Below are 18,938 nucleotides of genomic sequence, written 5' to 3'. Positions count from 1 at the left end.
CGGGGAATATTGGTTCCGGAGTCCCCCATGCAACGTATCAAGGGCTATCACGCCCATGTCTACTTTGACGCCAACACCATCGACCAGGCGCGCACGCTCTGTGAAGATGCGGTCAAGCTGTTCCCGTTACACATGGGCCGTGTGCATGAGCGGCCCGTAGGTCCGCACCCGGATTGGAGTTGCCAGCTGGCATTCGACCCGGAATACATCGGCGTGGTACTGCCGTGGCTGGCGCTGCATCGTAATGGCCTGGTGGTGTTCCTGCACCCCGAAACCGGCGATGACCTGAAGGATCACACCGATTACGCGATCTGGATGGGCGCGATGCGCGAGCTTGACCTGTCGATTTTTTAACCTTGCTTATCAGTTAAAGCCCTGCCGTTCCCGTTGCAACAATAGGGAGGGCTGTAGGATTCATCTCGTTTTATCTCAATATATGGGATTGCTATTTATATATTGAGATATCGCCGAGCGTAGGTTTATATTCGCCCATCTGCTTTTTTCAGCACCCACTTATTTCAGGTGAAGCGATGCAAGCGCAATTGATCGCGCTCGATTGGGGGACCAGCTCCCTTCGTGCTTACAAACTCGGCCCCGCCGGCGCTGTATTGGAACAGCGCTCGTTGGCCTGCGGCATCATGCATTTACCCATCGAACCCCGGGACATCGCCGGCATTTACTGTACGAACGGCTTCGAGTTGGCGTTCGATACCGCTTGCGGCGATTGGCTCGACGCACAGCCCGGGTTGCCGGTTATCGCTTGCGGTATGGTCGGCAGCGCCCAGGGCTGGAGTGAGGCGGCTTACCGCAACACACCTGTGGATGTCGCCAGCCTCGGCCAGGCGTTGCACTGTGTACGCAGCCTGCGTGGGGTGGATGTGCATATCGTGCCCGGAGTGATCGAGCAGGTCGGCCTGCCCAATGTGATGCGCGGCGAAGAGACCCAGGTGGTCGGCGTGCTGCAAGGCCTTGGGACCCAAGTGTTGATTGGGTTGCCCGGCAGCCATTCCAAGTGGGTTGAGGTGATCGAAGGTCGCATTACTCATTTCGACACCTTCATGACCGGTGAACTGTTCGCGGTATTGAGCAAGCACAGCATCCTAGGCCGTACCCAGCAGCCGTGCGACCAGTTCCAGGCCGAGGCTTTCGACCGCGGCGTGCAGGTGGCACTTTCGAAAGACGGCCAGCGTGGCGTGCTGTCGACCCTGTTCAGTGCCCGTACCCTGGGCCTGACCGCCGAACTCTCGCCCGACCAGCAACCTGACTATCTGTCTGGCCTGCTGATCGGCCACGAACTTGCTGGCTTGCCAGACCACGCCAGGCACAAGCCGATCATCCTGGTGGGTGCTGCTCCACTCTGCGCCCGCTATCAACGTGCCCTCGCCTTGTGCGGCTTCGCCCACGTGAGTCTGGCGCAGGAAGCCACCGAGCGCGGCCTGTGGCAACTGGCCGTGGCGGCTGGGCTCACTCAACCTGTAACGGAGGCCTGACATGCTCAAGCAAGCACTCGCGCAAAACGGTTTGATCGCAATCCTGCGCGGCATACGCCCGGACGAAGCCCAGGCCGTCGGCCAGGTGCTGTACGACGCGGGTTTTCGCGTGATCGAAGTCCCGCTCAATTCGCCAGACCCGTACACCAGCATCCGCACCCTGCGCGACAGCCTGCCCGCCGATTGCCTGATTGGCGCCGGCACGGTGTTAACGGCGGAACAGGTCGATCAGGTAAAGACCGCAGGTGGCCAGGTGATCGTCATGCCCCATAGCGATGCCAAGGTACTGCGTGCTGCCAAGGCTGCGGGCCTGTACTTGTCGCCTGGTGTGGCGACGCCCACCGAAGCCTTCGCCGCACTGGCCGAAGGCGCCGACGTATTGAAGCTGTTCCCGGCCGAGCAAATGGGCCCTTCGGTGATCAAGGCATGGCTGGCGGTATTGCCGGCGGGCACCTTGTTGCTGCCGGTGGGCGGAATTACTGCGGACAACATGCAGGTGTTCATTGACGCCGGCGCCAAGGGGTTCGGGTTGGGTTCCGGTTTGTTCAAACCGGGAATGACAGTGGATCAGGTCGCGAGCCGAGCCCAGGCTTATGTAGCCGCCTGGAAAGCCCTGAGCTGAGAACAAGTTCCGCGCCCACAGGCGCTGCATCTATAAGAGAGACAAGAGATGAAAATCACCAAACTGACGACTTTTATCGTCCCGCCGCGCTGGTGCTTCCTCAAGGTCGAAACCGACCAGGGTGTGACTGGCTGGGGTGAGCCCGTGGTTGAGGGCCGCGCTCATACCGTTGCCGCCGCTGTCGAAGAACTGTCCGACTACCTGATCGGCAAAGACCCACGCAATATCGAAGATATCTGGACCGTGCTTTACCGCGGTGGTTTCTACCGTGGCGGTGCCGTGCACATGAGCGCCCTCGCCGGCATCGACCAGGCGCTGTGGGACATCAAGGGCAAGGCCTTGGGCGTCTCGGTCAGCGATCTGCTGGGTGGTCAGGTGCGTGACAAGATCCGTGTGTACTCGTGGATCGGCGGCGACCGCCCCGCCGACACTGCCCGTGCCGCCAAAGATGCCGTGGCCCGTGGCTTCACTGCGGTGAAGATGAACGGCACCGAAGAATTGCAGTTCATCGACAGCTTCGAAAAAGTCGACCTGGCCTTGGCCAACGTCGCCGCCGTGCGCGATGCGGTTGGCCCTAACGTGGGTATCGGCGTCGACTTCCACGGCCGCGTGCACAAGCCCATGGCCAAGGTGCTGATGAAAGAGCTCGACCCGTACAAACTGATGTTCATTGAAGAGCCGGTGCTCAGTGAAAACTACGAGGCGCTGAAAGAACTGGCCCCGTTGACCAGTACGCCGATTGCCCTGGGCGAGCGCCTGTTCTCGCGTTGGGATTTCAAGCGGGTGCTCAGCGAAGGCTATGTGGACATCATCCAGCCGGACGCCTCCCACGCGGGCGGTATTACCGAAACCCGCAAGATCGCCAACATGGCCGAAGCCTACGACGTGGCTCTGGCCCTGCACTGCCCGCTCGGCCCGATCGCCCTGGCGGCGTGCCTGCAACTGGATGCGGTTTGCTACAACGCGTTTATCCAGGAACAGAGCCTGGGTATTCACTACAACGAGAGTAATGACCTGCTCGACTACGTGCGTGACCCGGGCGTATTCGACTATGACCAGGGCTTTGTGAGGATCCCCAATGGCCCGGGCCTGGGCATTGAGATCAACGAGGAATATGTGGTTGAGCGTGCGGCCATCGGTCATCGCTGGCGCAATCCGATCTGGCGCCATGCCGATGGCAGCTTTGCCGAGTGGTGATTCCTGCTTGAAGAAACGCGGTTGAAAATGTGGGAGGGGGCTTGTCCCCTCCCACATTTGATCCGGTTCCCTCAGTAAGCCCAATCCTCAATAAACACAAGAAGAGGCAACCCCATGCACGCTGAACCCCTCCCTGGGCAGGCTTCTTTAGTGACGCCCAGTAGAAAGCGCTACTTCATCATGGTGCTGCTGTTCATTACGGTGGTGATCAACTACCTCGACCGCAGCAACCTGTCGATTGCTGCCCCGGCGCTGACCAGCGACTTGGGTATTGACCCGATGCAGGTCGGGCTGATTTTCTCGGCGTTCGGCTGGACCTACGCCGCCATGCAAATCCCCGGCGGCTGGCTGGTAGACCGCGTGCCGCCGCGCATTCTTTATACGGTCGCCCTGCTGTTGTGGTCGATTGCCACCGTCATGCTGGGGTTCGCCGCGAGCTTCATCGCGCTGTTTGTGCTGCGCATGGCGGTGGGCGCGCTGGAAGCGCCGGCCTACCCGATCAACAGCCGTGTGGTCACCACCTGGTTTCCCGAGCGCGAGCGCGCGACCGCGATTGGCGTCTACACCTCCGGGCAATTCGTTGGCCTGGCGTTCCTCACGCCGGTACTGGCCTGGCTTCAGCACCATTACGGCTGGCACATGGTATTTGTCGTTACCGGTGGCGTCGGCATCCTGTGGGCGGCGATCTGGTACGCGGTGTATCGCGAGCCGAAGGATTTCAAAGGGGTCAATGCCGCTGAAATCCAGTTGATCCGTGACGGCGGCGGCCTGGTGGACATGCAGGCGCAAACGTCCAAGGCACCCTTCAGTTGGGTCGACCTCGGCATCGTGCTGAGCAAGCGCAAACTCTGGGGCATTTACCTGGGCCAGTTCTGCCTGAACTCCACGCTGTGGTTCTTCCTGACTTGGTTTCCGACCTACCTGGTGAAATATCGCGGCATGGACTTCATCCAGTCAGGCTTGCTGGCATCGTTGCCGTTCCTGGCAGCGTTTGTGGGCGTTCTATGTTCGGGGGTGTTTTCCGATTGGCTGATTCGCCGTGGTGCCTCGGTGGGCTTTGCGCGCAAGTTGCCGATCATCAGCGGGCTGCTGATTTCCACGGCAATCATCGGTGCCAACTATGTGGACTCGACGGCGTGGGTCATCGCGTTTCTGGCGGTGGCGTTTTTCGGCAATGGCCTGGCATCGATTACCTGGTCGCTGGTGTCGACCTTGGCGCCTGCCCGGTTGCTGGGGCTGACCGGGGGCGTGTTCAACTTCATCGGTAACCTGTCCGCGATCGCGACGCCGATCGTGATTGGCTTTCTGGCCAGTGGTTCGTCGTTTGCGCCAGCGATTACCTACATCGCGGTACTGGCGTTGCTGGGAGCACTTTCCTACATATTGCTTGTAGGTAAAGTCGAGCGGATCGAGCTGTAAAAAAGGGCGGCCTTGGGGCCGCCCTTTTTTCGCGATTACCGCACCGACATTTCGTTATGGAAAATGTTGTGCGGGTCCCAGCGCTGTTTGGTACGCCGCAGGCGCCTTTCGATGTTCTGGTCGGGAAAGAAGATCTTGTACCACTGGGGGTTTTCGCCATTGGCTGGGTTGCCTCCCACGTAGGTCATGTCGAGGTCGGGGTAGTTGATGTAGCAACCTTCGAACTCGTCGTTGACCGGTACTCCTTGATCATTGGCAAACGCGTTGAAGTACAGCCCTCGGATCCAGTCGGCATGAGCTTGGTCCGAGGCAGCGCTGTCGTCACGCCAGTAACATTGTGGTTGCCACTTGAGGTATGACGAGCGCTGTACGGCCGACGACTCCTTGCGTACCAGCCCGCTGGCGGCATTGATCTGGCCGCCGAAGGACTGAATCTGGATAAGGCTTTGTGTCAGGCGGTTATCGGGGTCTGGCCAGGTCAGTGCTTTCCAGATGGCGTCCAGCACTTGAGGGATAAACTCGCCCTTCTGGTAGGCCGATTTATAGCGCCCACGCTGGTTGTCCCCCGATCCATTCAATGTTTGCTGGCACACCAGCCAATCCAGGCGTTGGGCCGCTGCTTGGGCAGATGACACTGAGTTGATGGCGCGCCCGCCGGTGGTACTACGGGGCAGATGGATGACGTGAAACGGCACCAGCGACTCAGTGGCGGGTAGGCCGATGGCCGTGAGCATCTTGTCGACAAAGTCATTGAAGGGCGCCCGGTCTTTGAGCTCCCCGTCCTTGTCTACATAGTGAATTCCCAGGGTCACATTGCCCGTGTGCTGATGGCGCATCTCCAGCTTGGTCGCCAGGCCCCAGGTGTCCGGGTTGCCTTGATTGCTGGCGAACCATGACTGATAGGCCACCAGCAGGTTGTCGAGTGCAGGCTTGGTCAGTACGGACCAGTCCCATTCCAACACCAGCCACAGCACCTCTTTCGGTGCCGGTGGCAGGTCTTTGAAGTAATAGCTGGTGATGATGCCGAACTGTCCGCCGCCCGCACCGCAGCACGCAGCGAACAGGTCCAGTTCGTCCTGGCTGGCGCTGTCCCTGGACACGTGGCGCGGTTCGAGGCCTTTGCCGTGGCTGTCGGGCACCAGGATATCCACACCACTCAGCCAGTCACACACCAATCCATATTTGCGCGACAGCAGCCCATAGCCACCCCCACAAATGTGCCCGCCCAGGCCCACCGAATAACACGAGCCACCGGGCAGGGTTTTGTTGGCCAATTTGTACAACGTGACATAGGCATCCCAGTTTTGGGCCCCGGCTTCCAGGCGAAAGCTATAGCGTTCAGTTGCGCTGGGCTCCAGCTCGGAACCGAGTTGCCCGTTGGCGCTGTAGACCACTCGGTTCAGCGCACTGATATCCAGAATCGACAGCATCTCATGGGGGTTGTCGGGCATCTTGTTGGCGACAAAACCCTCGTAGCAATGGCCACCGCTACGTACGGTGATGCGCCCATTGGGTTGCGCCAACGCCTGTGCGGCGGCGTCAATGATGTCTTGGGGGCTACGGCAGAGGTAGATCAGGTTGGCGCCATTGGGTGAGGACTGGCCCTGCACGTTGCCTAGCGGCCAGCGCAGGTTGAAGCCTTTTTGCAACGTTGAATGACGGCGATCTGAAGGGGGGACGAGATCAAATGCCATGATGTACTCCTTAAAGAGCCAAGGATGACTTCTGATGCGGCTAACTTAACGACCGAGGGGCAAGGACTGCCGGGCTTGCGAGGGAGGTTAGACGGCAAAGGGCACGAAGTTCGTTAAAGGGAGGGGCGAAATGCCCGCCCCTTTGAGCCTAGCGTATAAATCGAAAGTGTTCAGAGGGTGCGATCTGACCAGGGGATTACTTACGAGCGTTACGCACACCTTCGGACAGCGCCGCGCACAGGCTCAACACCCCATCAATGGCTTGCTGGTCATTCTTGGCGTTGGCGATGTGATCGATCAGCGCCGACCCCACCACCACACCATCGGCCAGGCGTGCAATCGCCGCGGCCTGGTCCGGGGTGCGGATGCCAAAGCCGATACTGATCGGCAGGTCGGTATGACGACGCAGGCGGGTGACGGCTTCTTCGACATGTTCGAGGGTGGCGGCACCCGCACCGGTCACACCGGCGACCGACACGTAATACACAAAGCCGGAGCTGCCATTGAGCACGGTGGGTAGGCGTACGTCATCGGTGGTTGGCGTGGTCAGACGGATAAAGTCGATGCCTGCAGCCTGGGCCGGGTCGCACAGCTCACCGTTGTGCTCAGGCGGCATGTCGACCACGATCAGGCCGTCGACGCCGGCTTCCTTGGCATCGGCGATGAACTTCGGTACGCCATATTTGTGGATCGGATTGAAGTAGCCCATCAACACCAGCGGGGTGTCGTTATTGTCTTTGCGGAACTCGCGAACCATTTGCAGGGTTTTGAGCAGGTTCTGCTTGGCTTCCAGCGCGCGGATATTGGCCAATTGAATGGCCGGGCCGTCAGCCATCGGGTCGGTGAAGGGCATGCCCAGTTCGATCACGTCGGCGCCAGCCGCTGGCAAGCCTTTGAGGATGGCCAGCGAGGTGTCATAACCCGGGTCGCCGGCGGTGACGAAGGTCACCAGGGCGGCGCGGTTTTGTTCTTTGAGTTGGTCAAAGCGGGTTTGCAGGCGGCTCATCAGTGTTTCTCCTGCTTAGCGGTTTCCATGTGGTGCATCACGGTCTGCATGTCTTTGTCGCCACGGCCAGAAAGGTTAACCACCATCAGGTGATCTTTGGGCAAAGTCGGTGCGCGCTTGAACACTTCAGCCAGGGCGTGGGCGCTTTCCAGTGCAGGAATAATCCCTTCCAGGCGGCAGCATTTGTGGAAGGCGTCGAGGGCTTCGTCGTCGGTCACCGAGGTGTACTGGACACGGCCGATATCATGCAACCAGGCGTGTTCCGGGCCGATGCCAGGGTAGTCGAGGCCGGCGGAAATCGAGTGGGCGTCGATGATCTGGCCGTCGTCGTCCTGCAGCAGGAAGGTGCGGTTGCCGTGCAGCACACCCGGTACGCCGCCGTTGAGGCTGGCGGCGTGTTTACCGGTTTCGATGCCGTGGCCTGCCGCTTCCACGCCGATGATCTCGACGCTGGTGTCATCCAGGAACGGGTGGAACAGGCCCATGGCGTTGGAGCCACCGCCGATACACGCCACCAGGCTGTCCGGCAGGCGGCCTTCCTGGGCTTGCAGCTGGGTGCGGGTTTCCTTGCCGATCACGGCCTGGAAGTCGCGCACCATTGCCGGGTACGGGTGTGGGCCGGCCACGGTGCCGATCAGGTAGAAGGTGCTGTCGACGTTGGTCACCCAGTCACGCAGCGCTTCGTTCATCGCGTCTTTCAGGGTGCCGGTGCCAGCAACCACCGGGATCACTTCGGCGCCCAGCAACTTCATGCGGAACACGTTGGCCTGCTGGCGCTCGATGTCGGTGGTGCCCATGTAGATCACGCATTGCAGGCCAAAGCGCGCCGCCACGGTGGCAGTGGCCACGCCGTGCATGCCGGCGCCGGTCTCGGCGATGATGCGTTTCTTGCCCATGCGCCGCGCCAGCAGGATCTGGCCGATGCAGTTGTTGATCTTGTGCGCGCCGGTGTGGTTCAGCTCTTCGCGCTTGAGGTAGATCTTGGCGCCGCCGCAGAACTCGGTCAGGCGTTCGGCGAAGTACAGCGGGCTTGGGCGTCCGACGTAATCGCGTTGGAAGTAGGCCAATTCTTCATTGAACGCCGGATCCACCTTGGCGGCTTCGTATTCACGGGCCAGGTCGAGGATCAACGGCATCAGGGTTTCGGCGACGTAGCGGCCACCGAACGCACCAAACAGGCCGTTGGCGTCAGGGCCGTTGCGAAGGTCGGTCTGGGACTGAGTCATGGGACGCTCCAGGAAGGAATGTGTGTGAGAGGCAATGACGGCCACTCTACCCCTCACGCTTTAGCCTGAAAACCGATAAGATCGCCGTAACCTGTCAGGAAAACTCACACATGAGCCGCGACCTCCCGCCCCTCAATGCCTTGCGCGCATTCGAAGCCACTGCCCGCCTCAACAGCGTCAGCCAGGCTGCGGAGCAACTGCACGTGACCCACGGCGCGGTGAGTCGCCAGTTGAAAGTGCTTGAAGAACACTTGGGTGTGAGCCTGTTCGTCAAGGAGGGGCGTGGCCTTAAACTCACAGATGCGGGCGTGCGGCTGCGGGATACCAGCGCGGAGGCGTTCGAGCGTTTGCGGGACGTGTGCGCTGAGCTCACCCAGAGCAGCGCCGATGCACCTTTCGTGCTGGGGTGTTCGGGCAGTTTGCTGGCGCGTTGGTTTATTCCGCGCCTGGGGCGCTTGAATGCAGATTTGCCCGACTTGCGCCTGCACCTGTCGGCAGGCGAAGGCGATCTGGATCCTCGTCGCCCTGGGTTGGATGCCTTGTTGGTATTTACCGAGCCGCCGTGGCCGGCGGATATGCAGGTGTATGAACTGACCAGCGAGCGTATCGGCCCGGTGCTGAGCCCACGCTTTTCTGGTTATGAACAACTGCGTGAGGCACCGGCGTCGGCGTTGATGGGTGAAGCGTTGCTGCACACCACGTCTCGGCCGCAAGCCTGGCCCAGTTGGGCGCGGCAACATGGCATCGAGCCGGGCGCGTTGAAACTCGGCCAGGGGTTTGAGCACTTGTATTATTTGCTGGAGGCGGCCGTTGCAGGGTTGGGGGTGGCGATCGCGCCAGAACCGCTGGTGGCAGAGGACCTGCGTGCGGGTCGCCTGGTGGCGCCGTGGGGTTTCAGTGAAACCCCGGCGCATCTGGCGTTGTGGCTACCCAAGCGCGCCGCAGATGGGCGCGCTGGGCAGTTGGCGCAATGGCTCAAGGCTGAGCTGTTGCGCCAACCGCTATAACCGGTCAATCAGTCACCGCGTTTGCACAGCAGGTAAGCCGCCAGCAGGCCCAGCGCGCCAACGGCGACGCCTGCGGTAGTCCAAGGGTGCTCTTGTGCGTAGTCCCGGGTGGCAGCACCGGTTTCGCGGATTTTGACTTTGCTTTCTTCGTAAGCGTCGCTGATCAGGTGACGAGAGTGCTTGAGGGCGTTCTCGGCATTGCTTTTCAGGGCCTTCAGCGTTTTGCGCGACTCATCGGACGCGTCATCCTTGAGGCTCTCAAGGGATTTGAGCAGGCTCGAAATCTCGGCTTCCATGCTTTCCAGCGACGCTTTGCGTAAAGAAGTGTTGGCCATTTGGACATCTCCTGAAGTGATTGAGTGGCGTGTGTAGATACCGACTGCGGCGGTTTCAGAAAGTGCAGTAATTCTGAACTTTCGCCTCCCAACGGTCGCCAGAAGCAGTAAGAACATTCACTGCTAGTCTTGATTAACGACCCCCTAGGAGAAACGCCATGAGTGATCATCACACCTACAAGAAAGTCGAACTGGTGGGCTCTTCCACCACCAGCATCGAAGACGCGATCAACAATGCCCTGGCTGAAGCCAACAAAAGCATCAAGCATCTGGAGTGGTTCGAGGTAACCGAAACCCGCGGGCACATCAAGGACGGCAAGGCCGCGCACTTCCAGGTCACGCTTAAAGTGGGATTCCGAATTGCCAGTAGTTGATCGGGTGGATTGAACTTTGCCCGCTGGCCGATTGCCATAACCTGCGCTACAAACAACGGGTGCCGATGCGATGAGCGTCGGCACGCTCTATTTGATCAGCGCAAGGAAAGTAACGGATGAAGAAGTTTCTGTTGGCGGTGGGTTTGTTGAGCATTGCAGGTACGGCTATGGCAGCCAAGGACTGTGAGGAGCTGAAAGGCGAGATCGCAGCGAAGATCGAGGCCAATGGCGCCTCGGGTTATTCCCTGCAAGTGGTGGAAAAAGGATCTACGCCGAGCGATCACAAAGTGGTCGGCACGTGCGATGGTGGCACCAAGGAAATTGCCTACAAGCGCGGTTAATCCCGTGCTGCAGACATAAAAACGACGCACAGGTGCGTCGTTTTTTTCGCCTGGCATTCAGCCTTTCATCACCTGCGCCAGCAGATCGTAGGAATGAATCCGATCGGCGTGCTCGTATAGGTCGCAGGTGAAGATCAGTTCATCGGCGCCGGTCTGCTCGATCAACACCTCCAGCTTGGCGCGGATCTTCGCCGGGCTGCCCACCATGGCTAAACCAAGGAAGCTACCGACCGCGTCTTTTTCATGGGGTAGCCACAGGCCGTCCATGGTTTTTACCGGTGGGCGTTGCACCAGGCTCTGGCCGCGCATCAGTGCGAGGATGCGTTGGTACACCGAGGTGGCCAGGTAATCGGCCTGTTCATCGGTGTCCGCTGCCACCAGTGGAATGCCGAGCATCACGTAGGGTTTGTCCAACACGGCCGAAGGCTTGAAGTGATTGCGGTACACGCGAATCGCCTCATGCATCAAGCGCGGTGCGAAATGGGAGGCGAAGGCATAGGGCAAACCACGCTCGCCGGCCAATTGTGCACTGAACAGGCTTGAGCCCAGCAGCCACACTGGCACATTGGTGCCGGTGCCCGGTACAGCGATAACCCGTTGGTCGGGCGTACGTGGGCCCAGGTACGCCATCAGCTCGGCCACGTCTTCGGGAAAGTCATCGGCACTGCCGGAGCGTTCACGGCGCAGGGCGCGGGCGGTCATCTGGTCGGAACCGGGGGCGCGGCCCAAGCCCAGGTCGATGCGCCCGGGGTAGAGGCTTTCCAGCGTACCGAATTGCTCAGCGATCACCAGCGGTGCGTGGTTAGGCAGCATCACCCCGCCGGAACCCACGCGGATGGTCGAGGTACCACCGGCCAGGTAGCCGAGCAGTACCGAGGTGGCCGAACTGGCGATGCCGTCCATATTGTGGTGCTCAGCCACCCAGAAGCGGTGGTAGCCGAACTTTTCCACGTGTTGGGCCAGGTCCAGGGAATTGCGCAGCGATTGTGCCGGACTGCCATTGGCGCGCACGGGCACCAGGTCGAGGGTCGAAAACTTTACGTCGGACAGCGATTTCATAAGCCTGCTTCTCCATTGGGGGCGCACAGGCTTTTATAGACGAACCAAAACCTGCCGCTGCATGTGCATGCTCTATGCAATGAGGGCATATACCCGAGATTCAATAGTAAGTGCGAAATTTCCTACTTAATCACTAGGTTTCTCTTACGAGTGAACTTTGCCGGTGCGTCTATCCTCAGAACCTTACTGAAACAAAACCACCGTTCGAGGAGAAAGCTATGAGTATCGTTAAAAAGGCATCCGCGCATTGGGAAGGTGATCTGAAGACTGGTCTGGGTTCCATTTCGACGGAAACCGGCGTACTGCGCGAAGCGCCCTACGGCTTCAAGGCCCGTTTCGAGGGCGGTAAAGGCACCAATCCTGAAGAACTGATCGGCGCGGCTCACGCCGGGTGTTTCTCCATGGCGTTTTCCATGATTCTCGGCGATGCCGGGCTCAAGGCAGACAGCATCGACACCCAGGCCGAAGTGACCCTGGATCAAGTCGATGGCGGCTTTGCGATTACTGCGGTGCACCTGATCCTGAAAGCCAAGATCCCAGGCGCGAGCCAGGCGCAGTTCGATGAACTGAGCAAAAAGGCCAAGGAGGGGTGCCCGGTTTCCAAGGTATTGAATGCGACCATCACTTTGGATGGCACGCTGGTTAATTAATACTGCACTTCCTGTGTGGGAGGGGGGCTTGCCCTCTTCTCATTTAGTTCTGCGTTAAATCAGAACTCGTGTTTCCCCTATGTGGTCCTATAGCCTATGCAGCCTTAGGTGCACACTCGTGCGCATGCATTCAGGGAGCTACACACATGAAACGTTTTGCCTTGGCGATCATCTGCGGTGTATTGGCCACTTCGGCCGTGGCCGCTCCAAAAGATTGTGAAGAGCTCAGGAAGGAAATTGAAGTGAAGATCCAGGCCAAGGCGATTCCGTCCTACACCCTGGAAATTATCACTGCCGAAGAAGCCAAGAACCATGATGAAGCCATGATTGTCGGTTCTTGCGAAAACGGTACCAAGCGCATCATCTACCAGAAAAACAACGACTGACTCAGATGCAGTTCACGCTGCGCTCCTCGGCCAGCAACTGCCGTGTTGAGTCGTACAGGCGGATGTTGGGCGTGAACGCCAGCGAGCGGCCTTCGAGCACATAGCGCTGGCCTGCCTGGAAATGGTCGTACTGCAGGGTCATGAAGCAGGTTCGATACATCATCTGGCTGAGGCCGCCCAGGCCGCCCCCGGCGGGCACTTCAAAGTCAAAGCGCACCATCAGTTCGTGAGGGCCGGGGGGCATTTGGAAATAGCGCCCGTCGTCGAGGTTTTTCCCATCCAGGCGCTGAGCCATGACCAACTTGGAACCCGGTGTCGGCGTGGTGAAGTCGACCCAGGCCTGCTGCGGGTCAACGGGTGGGATCGGGGTCGAGGCGCAAGCGCTGAGCAACAGGGCGGCGATTGGCAACAGAAACTGACGCATGGCAGGTACTCAACGCGAGGAGAGCTTTGAGTATAAACATGCCGCGCCGTGGAAAAATCCCCTTCAAGCGCGATAGTCTGGCGAACAAATCACCCGGGAGCAGTTGGGGCATGATCAGGCGTTTTCTTCCAGGGTTGATGGTTGTGCTACTCAGCGGCTGCTCCAGCGTCAGTTATTACAGCCAGTTGGCCAGCGGTCAGTGGCAGCTGTTGCGGGCGCGGGAGCCGGTTGCCGAGGTCATCGCCGACCCCTCTCGGCCTCAATTACTGCGCGAGCACCTCGCTCAATCGCAAAAAGCTCGTACCTTTGCCAGCGAGCACCTGCATTTGCCTGACAATCAAAGTTACCGGCTATACGCCGATATCGGCCGGCCCTACGTGGTCTGGAATGTCTTTGCCACGCAGGAATTTTCTCTGTCTCCGGAAAACCACTGCTTTCCCATCGCCGGTTGCGTCGCCTACCGCGGCTACTACAACCAAGGCGCGGCGCGCGGCGAGGCGGCGCTGCTGCGACAACAAGGCCTGGACGTGTCGATTGGTGGCGTCGAGGCCTATTCAACCTTGGGCTGGTTCAACGACCCGATCATGAGTTCGATGATGAGCTGGGGCGATGAGCGCCTCGCTACGCTGATCTTTCATGAGCTGGCGCATCAGCGCTTTTATGTGAAGGACGACACCGAGTTCAACGAGTCTTATGCCAATTTCGTCGAGCAGGAAGGCACCCGCCAATGGCGTGCGGCACGCGGCTTGCCACCTGTCAGTGATGCGGCGTTGAAGCAACGTGATCAATTTATCCGGCTGATTCTCGATACCCGCAAACGCCTGGATGCGTTGTACGCGCAGCCGTTGGCAGTGGACGTGATGCGGCGTGCCAAGGCGGCGCGGTTCGAGCACTTGCGTAATGAATACCGGCAGATGCGTGATAGCCAATGGGGCGGCGACAAGCGTTATGACGCCTGGATCAACCAACCGATGAACAATGCGCGGTTATTGCCATTCGGGCTGTATGACCAATGGGTGCCGGCGTTTGCGGCGTTGTTTGCACAGGAAGGTGGGAATTGGGTGAGGTTTTATGCGGCTGTGGAGAGGTTGGGCGGGTTGCCGGTGGTGCAGCGCAAGGCGGCGTTGAGGCAGTTGGAAGGGGTTGGCCGTTAGGGCCTCATCGGGGGCAAGCCCCCCCACATTTTGAGCGGTGTACACAGGCCAACTGTGGGAGGGGCTTGCCCCCGATAGCGGTTTCAAGAACGCTGCAAAAATGCCTGGTGCATCTGTGCCAACGTCTCGAAATGCCAGGTCGGCGCCTCGGCATTCAACTCTTCAAAACTGCCAAACCCATACCCTACCGCTGCCGAATCCAACCCGTTACTGCGTGCGCCGATCAGGTCATGCTTGCGATCACCGATCATCAAAGTGGTGGCCGGGTCCAGCCCTTCCTCACGCATCAAGTGGGCGATCAACTCGACCTTGTTGGTGCGCGTGCCGTCCAGCTCGCTGCCGTAGATCACCTTGAAGTGCTTGGCAAAGTCGAAATGCCGAGCAATCTCACGGGCAAATTCCCACGGTTTGGAGGTAGCCACGTACAACTGGCGCCCTTGGCTGTTCAATTCTTCCAACAATGGCATGACGCCGTCGAATACACGGTTTTCATACAGCCCGGTGACCTTGAAACGCTTGCGATAGAAATTCACTGCTTCCCACGCCTTGGCCTCGTCGAAGCCGTAGAACTGCATGAACGCCTGCAGCAAGGGTGGGCCGATGAAGTGTTCGAGTTTGGTCAGGTCGGGCTCGTCGATGCCCAGTTTGCCAAGGGCATACTGGATCGAACGGGTAATGCCCTCACGCGGGTCGGTGAGCGTGCCGTCCAGGTCGAACAGGACGGTTGGGTAGTTCAGAATCATTGATCGAATCCTTCAGCCAGGTGCAGGTCTTTGAGCTTCACGTAGTTCGCGGCGCTGTAGGTGAAAAAGGCACGCTCTTTGTCTGTCAGTGCGCGGACCTGTTTAACCGGGCTGCCCACGTACAAAAAACCACTGTCGAGTTTCTTGCCTGGCGGCACCAGGCTGCCGGCGCCGATAATTACGTCGTCCTCCACCACGGCACCATCCATCACAATGCTGCCCATGCCGATCAGGATGCGGTTACCCACGGTGCAGCCATGCAGCATAACTTTGTGGGCGATGGTCACGTCGTCGCCGATCAGCAGCGGGAAACCCTCGGGATTGAACGGCCCCGCATGGGTAATGTGCAGCACGCAGCCGTCCTGCACGCTGGTGCGCGCACCAATGCGGATGCGGTGCATGTCGCCGCGGATCACGGTCAGCGGCCAAACCGAGCTGTCGGTGCCGATTTCGACATCGCCGATCACCACCGCCGAAATGTCCACAAAAGCCCCGGCGCCCAGGGTTGGCGTATGGTTCTGATAGGTGCGAAGCGTCACGATAGCCTCTCTCTCTTCTGCTGATAGCTGCGGTGGGTGTTGATTGTAATTAAGATGGCCCCATCTTTGTTCTTACATGTTTCTTCAGCCAAGGTGCCAACCGTGAGCGCGAACAACCCTCTTTTGCAGTCCTACGACCTGCCGCCGTTCTCGGCGATCCGTGCCGAGCACGTCCAGCCGGCCATCGAACAGATCCTCGCCGACAACCGTGTGGCTATCGCAGACATCCTGCAAAGCCAGGGTAAAAATCCGACATGGGCCGGTCTGGTCCTCGCCATGGATGAGCTGAATGATCGCCTCGGGGCTGCCTGGAGCCCTGTCAGCCACCTCAATGCCGTGTGCAACAGCGCCGAGCTGCGCGAAGCCTACGAGGCTTGCCTGCCAGCATTGAGTGCCTACTCAACCGAGATGGGCCAGAACCGTGAACTGTTCCAGGCCTTTGAAGCCCTGGCCAACAGCCCCGAAGCTGGCGGTTTCGATGTGGCGCAAAAAACCATTCTGGAACACGCCCTGCGCGACTTCCGTCTGTCGGGCATCGATCTGCCGCCGGAGCAGCAAAAGCGCTATGCCGAAGTGCAGAGCAAGCTTTCCGAGCTGGGCAGCAAGTTCTCCAACCAGTTGCTGGACGCCACCCAGGCGTGGACCAAGCATGTCACCGATGAAGTCACCCTCGCCGGCCTGACCGACTCGGCCAAAGCGCAAATGGCCGCCGCGGCCCAGGCCAAAGACCTTGATGGCTGGCTGATTACCCTGGAGTTTCCTAGCTACTACGCGGTAATGACCTACGCCCAGGACCGTTCCCTGCGTGAAGAGGTTTACGCCGCCTATTGCACCCGTGCGTCGGACCAAGGCCCGAACGCCGGCCAGAACGATAACGGCCCGGTGATGGAACAGATCCTCGACCTGCGTCAGGAACTGGCCCGGTTGTTGGGTTACGCATCGTTCTCCGAGCTGAGCCTGGCGACCAAAATGGCCGAGTCCAGCGACCAGGTGCTCAGCTTCCTGCGTGACCTGGCCAAGCGCAGCAAGCCGTTTGCCGCCCAGGATCTGCAACAGCTCAAGGCCTACGCCGCCGAACAAGGCTGCGCCGACCTGCAGAGCTGGGACAGTGGTTTCTACGGCGAAAAACTGCGCGAACAGCGCTACAGCGTGTCCCAGGAAGCCCTGCGTGCCTACTTTCCCATCGACAAGGTGCTGGGCGGTCTGTTTGCCATTGTGCAGCGCCTGTATGGCATCGAGATCGCCGAACAGAAAGGCTTCGACACCTGGCACCCGGATGTTCGCCTGTTTGAAATCAAGGAAAACGGCGAGCACGTCGGGCGCTTCTTCTTCGACCTGTACGCCCGCGCCAACAAGCGCGGCGGTGCCTGGATGGACGGTGCCCGTGACCGCCGCCGCACCGTCGATGGCGTGCTGCAAAGCCCTGTCGCCAACCTGGTGTGCAATTTCACTCCGGCCGACAGCGGCAAGCCTGCGCTGCTGACCCACGATGAAGTCACCACTCTGTTCCACGAATTCGGCCACGGCCTGCATCACCTGCTGACCCGCGTTGAACATGCCGGCGTATCCGGTATCAACGGCGTGGCATGGGATGCGGTGGAACTGCCTAGTCAGTTCATGGAGAACTGGTGCTGGGAGCCCGAAGGCCTGGCGCTGATCTCCGGCCACTATGAAACCGGCGAGCCATTGCCTCAGGACCTGCTGGAAAAAATGCTCGCGGCGAAAAACTTCCAGTCCGGCCTGATGATGGTGCGTCAACTGGAGTTCTCGCTGTTCGACTTTGAGCTGCACGCCACCCATGGCGATGGTCGCAGCGTGGCGCAGGTGCTCGAGGGCGTGCGCGATGAAGTTTCGGTCATGCGCCCGCCGGCCTACAACCGCTTCCCCAACAGCTTTGCGCACATTTTCGCCGGTGGTTATGCGGCGGGTTACTACAGCTACAAGTGGGCTGAAGTGCTGTCGGCTGACGCGTTCTCCAAGTTCGAAGAAGACGGCGTGCTCAATGCCCAGACGGGCCGAGCGTTCCGTGAAGCGATCCTGGCCCGTGGGGGCTCCCAGGCGCCGATGGTGCTGTTCGTCGACTTCCGCGGACGGGCGCCGTCGATTGACGCACTCTTGCGCCACAGCGGCCTGAGTGAGGACGCGGCAGCATGAGCGAAGGGTCTGTGATTACCAAAAAGCAATTTATCGCCGGGGCGGTCTGCCCGGCGTGCAGCGAGCCGGACAAGTTGAAGATGTGGACCGAAGACAACGTGCCGCACCGCGAATGTGTGGCCTGCGGCTATACCGATACGCTCAATGATCAGGGGCTTTCGGTGCCCAAGGAATTGGGCACGCGGGTTAATACATCGGCATTGAAAGCGCCGGCGGATCCAAAGGTGCAGGCGGTGCAGTTCTTTCCTAATCCGAAGCTCAAAAAAGACTAAAACCTGACTCACTGTAGGGGCGAACTCGCTCCTACAGTTTTTTCTCTTCCTTGCCCGTCGTGGTCACCCAGTCCTTCATTGAGCACAACGCGAATGCACTGGTGCTGCAATCGCCATTGGCCAAAGCGGCGCGTATTTTGTCGATATCCGCCTTCATCATGTAGCGGACCCCATCCTTGAAGCCGTTACTGCTGCCGAAACCGCCCAGCGTCATCTCGTTCAGTGCGTCTTCCTTGCTCCATCCCTGAATCACCACCCGATACATCGCGGCCATCAGCCCGGTGCGGTCGGCGCCATGCTTGCAGTGCATCAGCACTGGCCCGTCGGCTTCTGCTGCCTGGATCGCCCTAAGCGCCGCCAGCACGTCGGAGTCGTCGACATGGTTGGTGCGATAACTCAACTGCACCTGTTTGATATCAGATGACTTGAGCCACGCCGAATCAGATTCCGGCAGAAAGTTGATTACCGTACCGATCTTGAGCTTTTCCAATACCGGCAGCGCACCCCTGTCCGGTAACGCGCTGCGATAAAGCGTGGGCGTCATTTGATGCAGGTTGTATTGGTCACCTACCGGTTGGGCCCATTCCGGCGAGCGGATCGAGCCAGCGTCATCGGCTTGGGCTTGAAGTGTGTTGAACAGGGTCATGACCGCCAGGCCGAGAATGGGCAGTAATCGTGTGTTGAACATGAACTCTGTGACCGCATAAGGAAGTGGCTGATGGGGCGCAGATTCACTTACGCAGGGTCAATGCCGCGTGAGGTCTTCGTCAAAGAATCGTGATTCACCCAATCTGATCCGGTGTTTTTTGTCACTGGATCGAGTCTTCTCAATTCTTAGCCTGCTAT

General features: G+C 59.6%; 22 protein-coding genes. 13 read left to right on the top strand and 9 right to left on the bottom strand.

The window, feature by feature from the left end; translation table 11 throughout:
- Positions 1 to 27 precede the first annotated feature (27 nt).
- The 5 genes from FRT59_RS10790 to FRT59_RS10770 all read left to right on the top strand — a co-directional run bounded on the left by FRT59_RS10790 (position 28) and on the right by FRT59_RS10770 (position 4,728).
- Entirely contained in the window at positions 28 to 354 is a 327-nt protein-coding gene (locus tag FRT59_RS10790; RefSeq protein WP_153871196.1) for a DOPA 4,5-dioxygenase family protein, read from the top strand.
- A gap of 176 nt (positions 355 to 530) precedes the next feature.
- Complete coding sequence (locus FRT59_RS10785; protein ID WP_153871195.1) at positions 531 to 1,490, top strand: 2-dehydro-3-deoxygalactonokinase; 960 nt, start codon at positions 531 to 533, stop codon at positions 1,488 to 1,490.
- A gap of 1 nt (position 1,491) precedes the next feature.
- Complete coding sequence (locus tag FRT59_RS10780) at positions 1,492 to 2,112, top strand: 2-dehydro-3-deoxy-6-phosphogalactonate aldolase (protein WP_153871194.1); 621 nt, start codon at positions 1,492 to 1,494, stop codon at positions 2,110 to 2,112.
- A gap of 48 nt (positions 2,113 to 2,160) precedes the next feature.
- The gene (gene dgoD, locus FRT59_RS10775; RefSeq protein WP_153871193.1) at positions 2,161 to 3,309 is read left to right on the top strand and encodes a galactonate dehydratase; all 1,149 of its coding nucleotides are present in this window, start codon (positions 2,161 to 2,163) and stop codon (positions 3,307 to 3,309) included.
- 114 nt (positions 3,310 to 3,423) lie between these two features.
- Positions 3,424 to 4,728: an MFS transporter gene (locus FRT59_RS10770; protein ID WP_153871192.1), complete on the top strand. Its 1,305-nt coding sequence runs from the start codon at positions 3,424 to 3,426 to the stop codon at positions 4,726 to 4,728.
- Positions 4,729 to 4,763: 35 nt separating this feature from the next.
- Here the strand turns inward: FRT59_RS10770 and FRT59_RS10765 are convergent, their stop codons facing one another.
- From FRT59_RS10765 to trpB, 3 genes are all read right to left on the bottom strand, one after another.
- Positions 4,764 to 6,422, bottom strand: a complete 1,659-nt coding sequence (locus tag FRT59_RS10765; protein WP_153871191.1) for an FAD-binding oxidoreductase — start codon at positions 6,420 to 6,422, stop codon at positions 4,764 to 4,766.
- Between the two features lie 196 nt (positions 6,423 to 6,618).
- A complete protein-coding gene (trpA, locus tag FRT59_RS10760) occupies positions 6,619 to 7,428 on the bottom strand; it encodes a tryptophan synthase subunit alpha (protein ID WP_034116616.1) in 810 nt (269 codons plus the stop codon).
- Positions 7,428 to 8,654 carry a tryptophan synthase subunit beta gene (trpB, locus tag FRT59_RS10755; RefSeq protein ID WP_034116617.1) on the bottom strand — a complete coding sequence of 409 codons (1,227 nt, stop codon included), beginning with the start codon at positions 8,652 to 8,654 and terminating at the stop codon, positions 7,428 to 7,430. The genes trpA and trpB overlap by 1 nt, the downstream gene beginning before the upstream one ends.
- A 110-nt stretch (positions 8,655 to 8,764) precedes the next feature.
- Between trpB and FRT59_RS10750 the strand changes: the two genes are divergently transcribed.
- Positions 8,765 to 9,661 (top strand): LysR family transcriptional regulator, encoded by an 897-nt coding sequence (locus FRT59_RS10750; protein WP_153871190.1) that lies wholly within the window; start codon positions 8,765 to 8,767, stop codon positions 9,659 to 9,661.
- Positions 9,662 to 9,669: 8 nt separating this feature from the next.
- Here FRT59_RS10750 and FRT59_RS10745 read toward each other — a convergent pair whose 3' ends face one another.
- Entirely contained in the window at positions 9,670 to 9,996 is a 327-nt protein-coding gene (locus FRT59_RS10745; RefSeq protein ID WP_016969656.1) for an ElaB/YgaM/YqjD family protein, read from the bottom strand.
- 158 nt (positions 9,997 to 10,154) lie between these two features.
- Here FRT59_RS10745 and FRT59_RS10740 point away from each other — a divergent pair, with 158 nt between their 5' ends.
- Together FRT59_RS10740 and FRT59_RS10735 are read left to right on the top strand one after the other, a co-directional pair.
- Positions 10,155 to 10,370, top strand: a complete 216-nt coding sequence (locus FRT59_RS10740; RefSeq protein ID WP_005783406.1) for a dodecin — start codon at positions 10,155 to 10,157, stop codon at positions 10,368 to 10,370.
- A gap of 116 nt (positions 10,371 to 10,486) precedes the next feature.
- A complete protein-coding gene (locus FRT59_RS10735) occupies positions 10,487 to 10,711 on the top strand; it encodes a DUF1161 domain-containing protein (protein ID WP_153837274.1) in 225 nt (74 codons plus the stop codon).
- Between the two features lie 57 nt (positions 10,712 to 10,768).
- Here the strand turns inward: FRT59_RS10735 and FRT59_RS10730 are convergent, their stop codons facing one another.
- Positions 10,769 to 11,770, bottom strand: coding sequence for an LLM class flavin-dependent oxidoreductase (locus tag FRT59_RS10730; protein ID WP_153871189.1), 1,002 nt, complete (start codon positions 11,768 to 11,770; stop codon positions 10,769 to 10,771).
- 218 nt (positions 11,771 to 11,988) lie between these two features.
- Here FRT59_RS10730 and FRT59_RS10725 point away from each other — a divergent pair, with 218 nt between their 5' ends.
- Positions 11,989 to 12,420, top strand: a complete 432-nt coding sequence (locus FRT59_RS10725; RefSeq protein ID WP_003170750.1) for an OsmC family protein — start codon at positions 11,989 to 11,991, stop codon at positions 12,418 to 12,420.
- A gap of 146 nt (positions 12,421 to 12,566) precedes the next feature.
- Positions 12,567 to 12,806 (top strand): DUF1161 domain-containing protein, encoded by a 240-nt coding sequence (locus FRT59_RS10720; RefSeq protein WP_003187312.1) that lies wholly within the window; start codon positions 12,567 to 12,569, stop codon positions 12,804 to 12,806.
- A gap of 1 nt (position 12,807) precedes the next feature.
- Here the strand turns inward: FRT59_RS10720 and FRT59_RS10715 are convergent, their stop codons facing one another.
- Positions 12,808 to 13,230: a PA0061/PA0062 family lipoprotein gene (locus FRT59_RS10715; RefSeq protein ID WP_034116622.1), complete on the bottom strand. Its 423-nt coding sequence runs from the start codon at positions 13,228 to 13,230 to the stop codon at positions 12,808 to 12,810.
- A gap of 110 nt (positions 13,231 to 13,340) precedes the next feature.
- Here FRT59_RS10715 and FRT59_RS10710 point away from each other — a divergent pair, with 110 nt between their 5' ends.
- Complete coding sequence (locus FRT59_RS10710) at positions 13,341 to 14,384, top strand: aminopeptidase (protein ID WP_034116623.1); 1,044 nt, start codon at positions 13,341 to 13,343, stop codon at positions 14,382 to 14,384.
- An 83-nt stretch (positions 14,385 to 14,467) separates the two neighbouring features.
- Here FRT59_RS10710 and FRT59_RS10705 read toward each other — a convergent pair whose 3' ends face one another.
- Complete coding sequence (locus FRT59_RS10705) at positions 14,468 to 15,127, bottom strand: HAD family hydrolase (RefSeq protein ID WP_153871188.1); 660 nt, start codon at positions 15,125 to 15,127, stop codon at positions 14,468 to 14,470.
- A complete protein-coding gene (locus tag FRT59_RS10700) occupies positions 15,124 to 15,666 on the bottom strand; it encodes a gamma carbonic anhydrase family protein (RefSeq protein ID WP_034116625.1) in 543 nt (180 codons plus the stop codon). The genes FRT59_RS10705 and FRT59_RS10700 overlap by 4 nt, the downstream gene beginning before the upstream one ends.
- Before the next feature lie 102 nt (positions 15,667 to 15,768).
- Here FRT59_RS10700 and prlC point away from each other — a divergent pair, with 102 nt between their 5' ends.
- Positions 15,769 to 17,820, top strand: coding sequence for an oligopeptidase A (gene prlC, locus FRT59_RS10695; RefSeq protein WP_325167957.1), 2,052 nt, complete (start codon positions 15,769 to 15,771; stop codon positions 17,818 to 17,820).
- On the top strand, positions 17,817 to 18,092 hold the full coding sequence (locus FRT59_RS10690) for a YheV family putative zinc ribbon protein (RefSeq protein ID WP_153871186.1): 276 nt from the start codon (positions 17,817 to 17,819) through the stop codon (positions 18,090 to 18,092). The genes prlC and FRT59_RS10690 overlap by 4 nt, the downstream gene beginning before the upstream one ends.
- A gap of 31 nt (positions 18,093 to 18,123) precedes the next feature.
- On the opposite strand, the gene FRT59_RS10685 is transcribed toward FRT59_RS10690, so the two are convergent.
- The gene (locus FRT59_RS10685; protein WP_153871185.1) at positions 18,124 to 18,780 is read right to left on the bottom strand and encodes a dual specificity protein phosphatase family protein; all 657 of its coding nucleotides are present in this window, start codon (positions 18,778 to 18,780) and stop codon (positions 18,124 to 18,126) included.
- Positions 18,781 to 18,938 lie beyond the last annotated feature (158 nt).

It is taken from the genome of Pseudomonas haemolytica, assembly GCF_009659625.1.
Classification (GTDB): Bacteria; Pseudomonadota; Gammaproteobacteria; order Pseudomonadales; family Pseudomonadaceae; genus Aquipseudomonas; species Aquipseudomonas haemolytica.
This window is presented reverse-complemented; position numbering and strand designations above follow the sequence as displayed.

Bases quoted from the DNA above. Each gene is read 5' to 3' on its own strand.
- FRT59_RS10725 (WP_003170750.1), top strand. From the start codon at position 11,989: ATGAGTATCGTTAAAAAGGCATCCGCGCATTGGGAAGGTGATCTGAAG.
- trpB (WP_034116617.1), bottom strand. From the start codon at position 8,654: ATGACTCAGTCCCAGACCGACCTTCGCAACGGCCCTGACGCCAACGGC.
- FRT59_RS10780 (WP_153871194.1), top strand. From the start codon at position 1,492: ATGCTCAAGCAAGCACTCGCGCAAAACGGTTTGATCGCAATCCTGCGC.
- FRT59_RS10765 (WP_153871191.1), bottom strand. From the start codon at position 6,422: ATGGCATTTGATCTCGTCCCCCCTTCAGATCGCCGTCATTCAACGTTG.
- FRT59_RS10770 (WP_153871192.1), top strand. From the start codon at position 3,424: ATGCACGCTGAACCCCTCCCTGGGCAGGCTTCTTTAGTGACGCCCAGT.
- FRT59_RS10740 (WP_005783406.1), top strand. From the start codon at position 10,155: ATGAGTGATCATCACACCTACAAGAAAGTCGAACTGGTGGGCTCTTCC.
- FRT59_RS10685 (WP_153871185.1), bottom strand. From the start codon at position 18,780: ATGTTCAACACACGATTACTGCCCATTCTCGGCCTGGCGGTCATGACC.
- FRT59_RS10715 (WP_034116622.1), bottom strand. From the start codon at position 13,230: ATGCGTCAGTTTCTGTTGCCAATCGCCGCCCTGTTGCTCAGCGCTTGC.
- FRT59_RS10735 (WP_153837274.1), top strand. From the start codon at position 10,487: ATGAAGAAGTTTCTGTTGGCGGTGGGTTTGTTGAGCATTGCAGGTACG.
- FRT59_RS10730 (WP_153871189.1), bottom strand. From the start codon at position 11,770: ATGAAATCGCTGTCCGACGTAAAGTTTTCGACCCTCGACCTGGTGCCC.
- FRT59_RS10705 (WP_153871188.1), bottom strand. From the start codon at position 15,127: ATGATTCTGAACTACCCAACCGTCCTGTTCGACCTGGACGGCACGCTC.
- FRT59_RS10785 (WP_153871195.1), top strand. From the start codon at position 531: ATGCAAGCGCAATTGATCGCGCTCGATTGGGGGACCAGCTCCCTTCGT.
- dgoD (WP_153871193.1), top strand. From the start codon at position 2,161: ATGAAAATCACCAAACTGACGACTTTTATCGTCCCGCCGCGCTGGTGC.
- FRT59_RS10790 (WP_153871196.1), top strand. From the start codon at position 28: ATGCAACGTATCAAGGGCTATCACGCCCATGTCTACTTTGACGCCAAC.
- FRT59_RS10750 (WP_153871190.1), top strand. From the start codon at position 8,765: ATGAGCCGCGACCTCCCGCCCCTCAATGCCTTGCGCGCATTCGAAGCC.
- trpA (WP_034116616.1), bottom strand. From the start codon at position 7,428: ATGAGCCGCCTGCAAACCCGCTTTGACCAACTCAAAGAACAAAACCGC.
- FRT59_RS10690 (WP_153871186.1), top strand. From the start codon at position 17,817: ATGAGCGAAGGGTCTGTGATTACCAAAAAGCAATTTATCGCCGGGGCG.
- FRT59_RS10710 (WP_034116623.1), top strand. From the start codon at position 13,341: ATGATCAGGCGTTTTCTTCCAGGGTTGATGGTTGTGCTACTCAGCGGC.
- FRT59_RS10720 (WP_003187312.1), top strand. From the start codon at position 12,567: ATGAAACGTTTTGCCTTGGCGATCATCTGCGGTGTATTGGCCACTTCG.
- FRT59_RS10745 (WP_016969656.1), bottom strand. From the start codon at position 9,996: ATGGCCAACACTTCTTTACGCAAAGCGTCGCTGGAAAGCATGGAAGCC.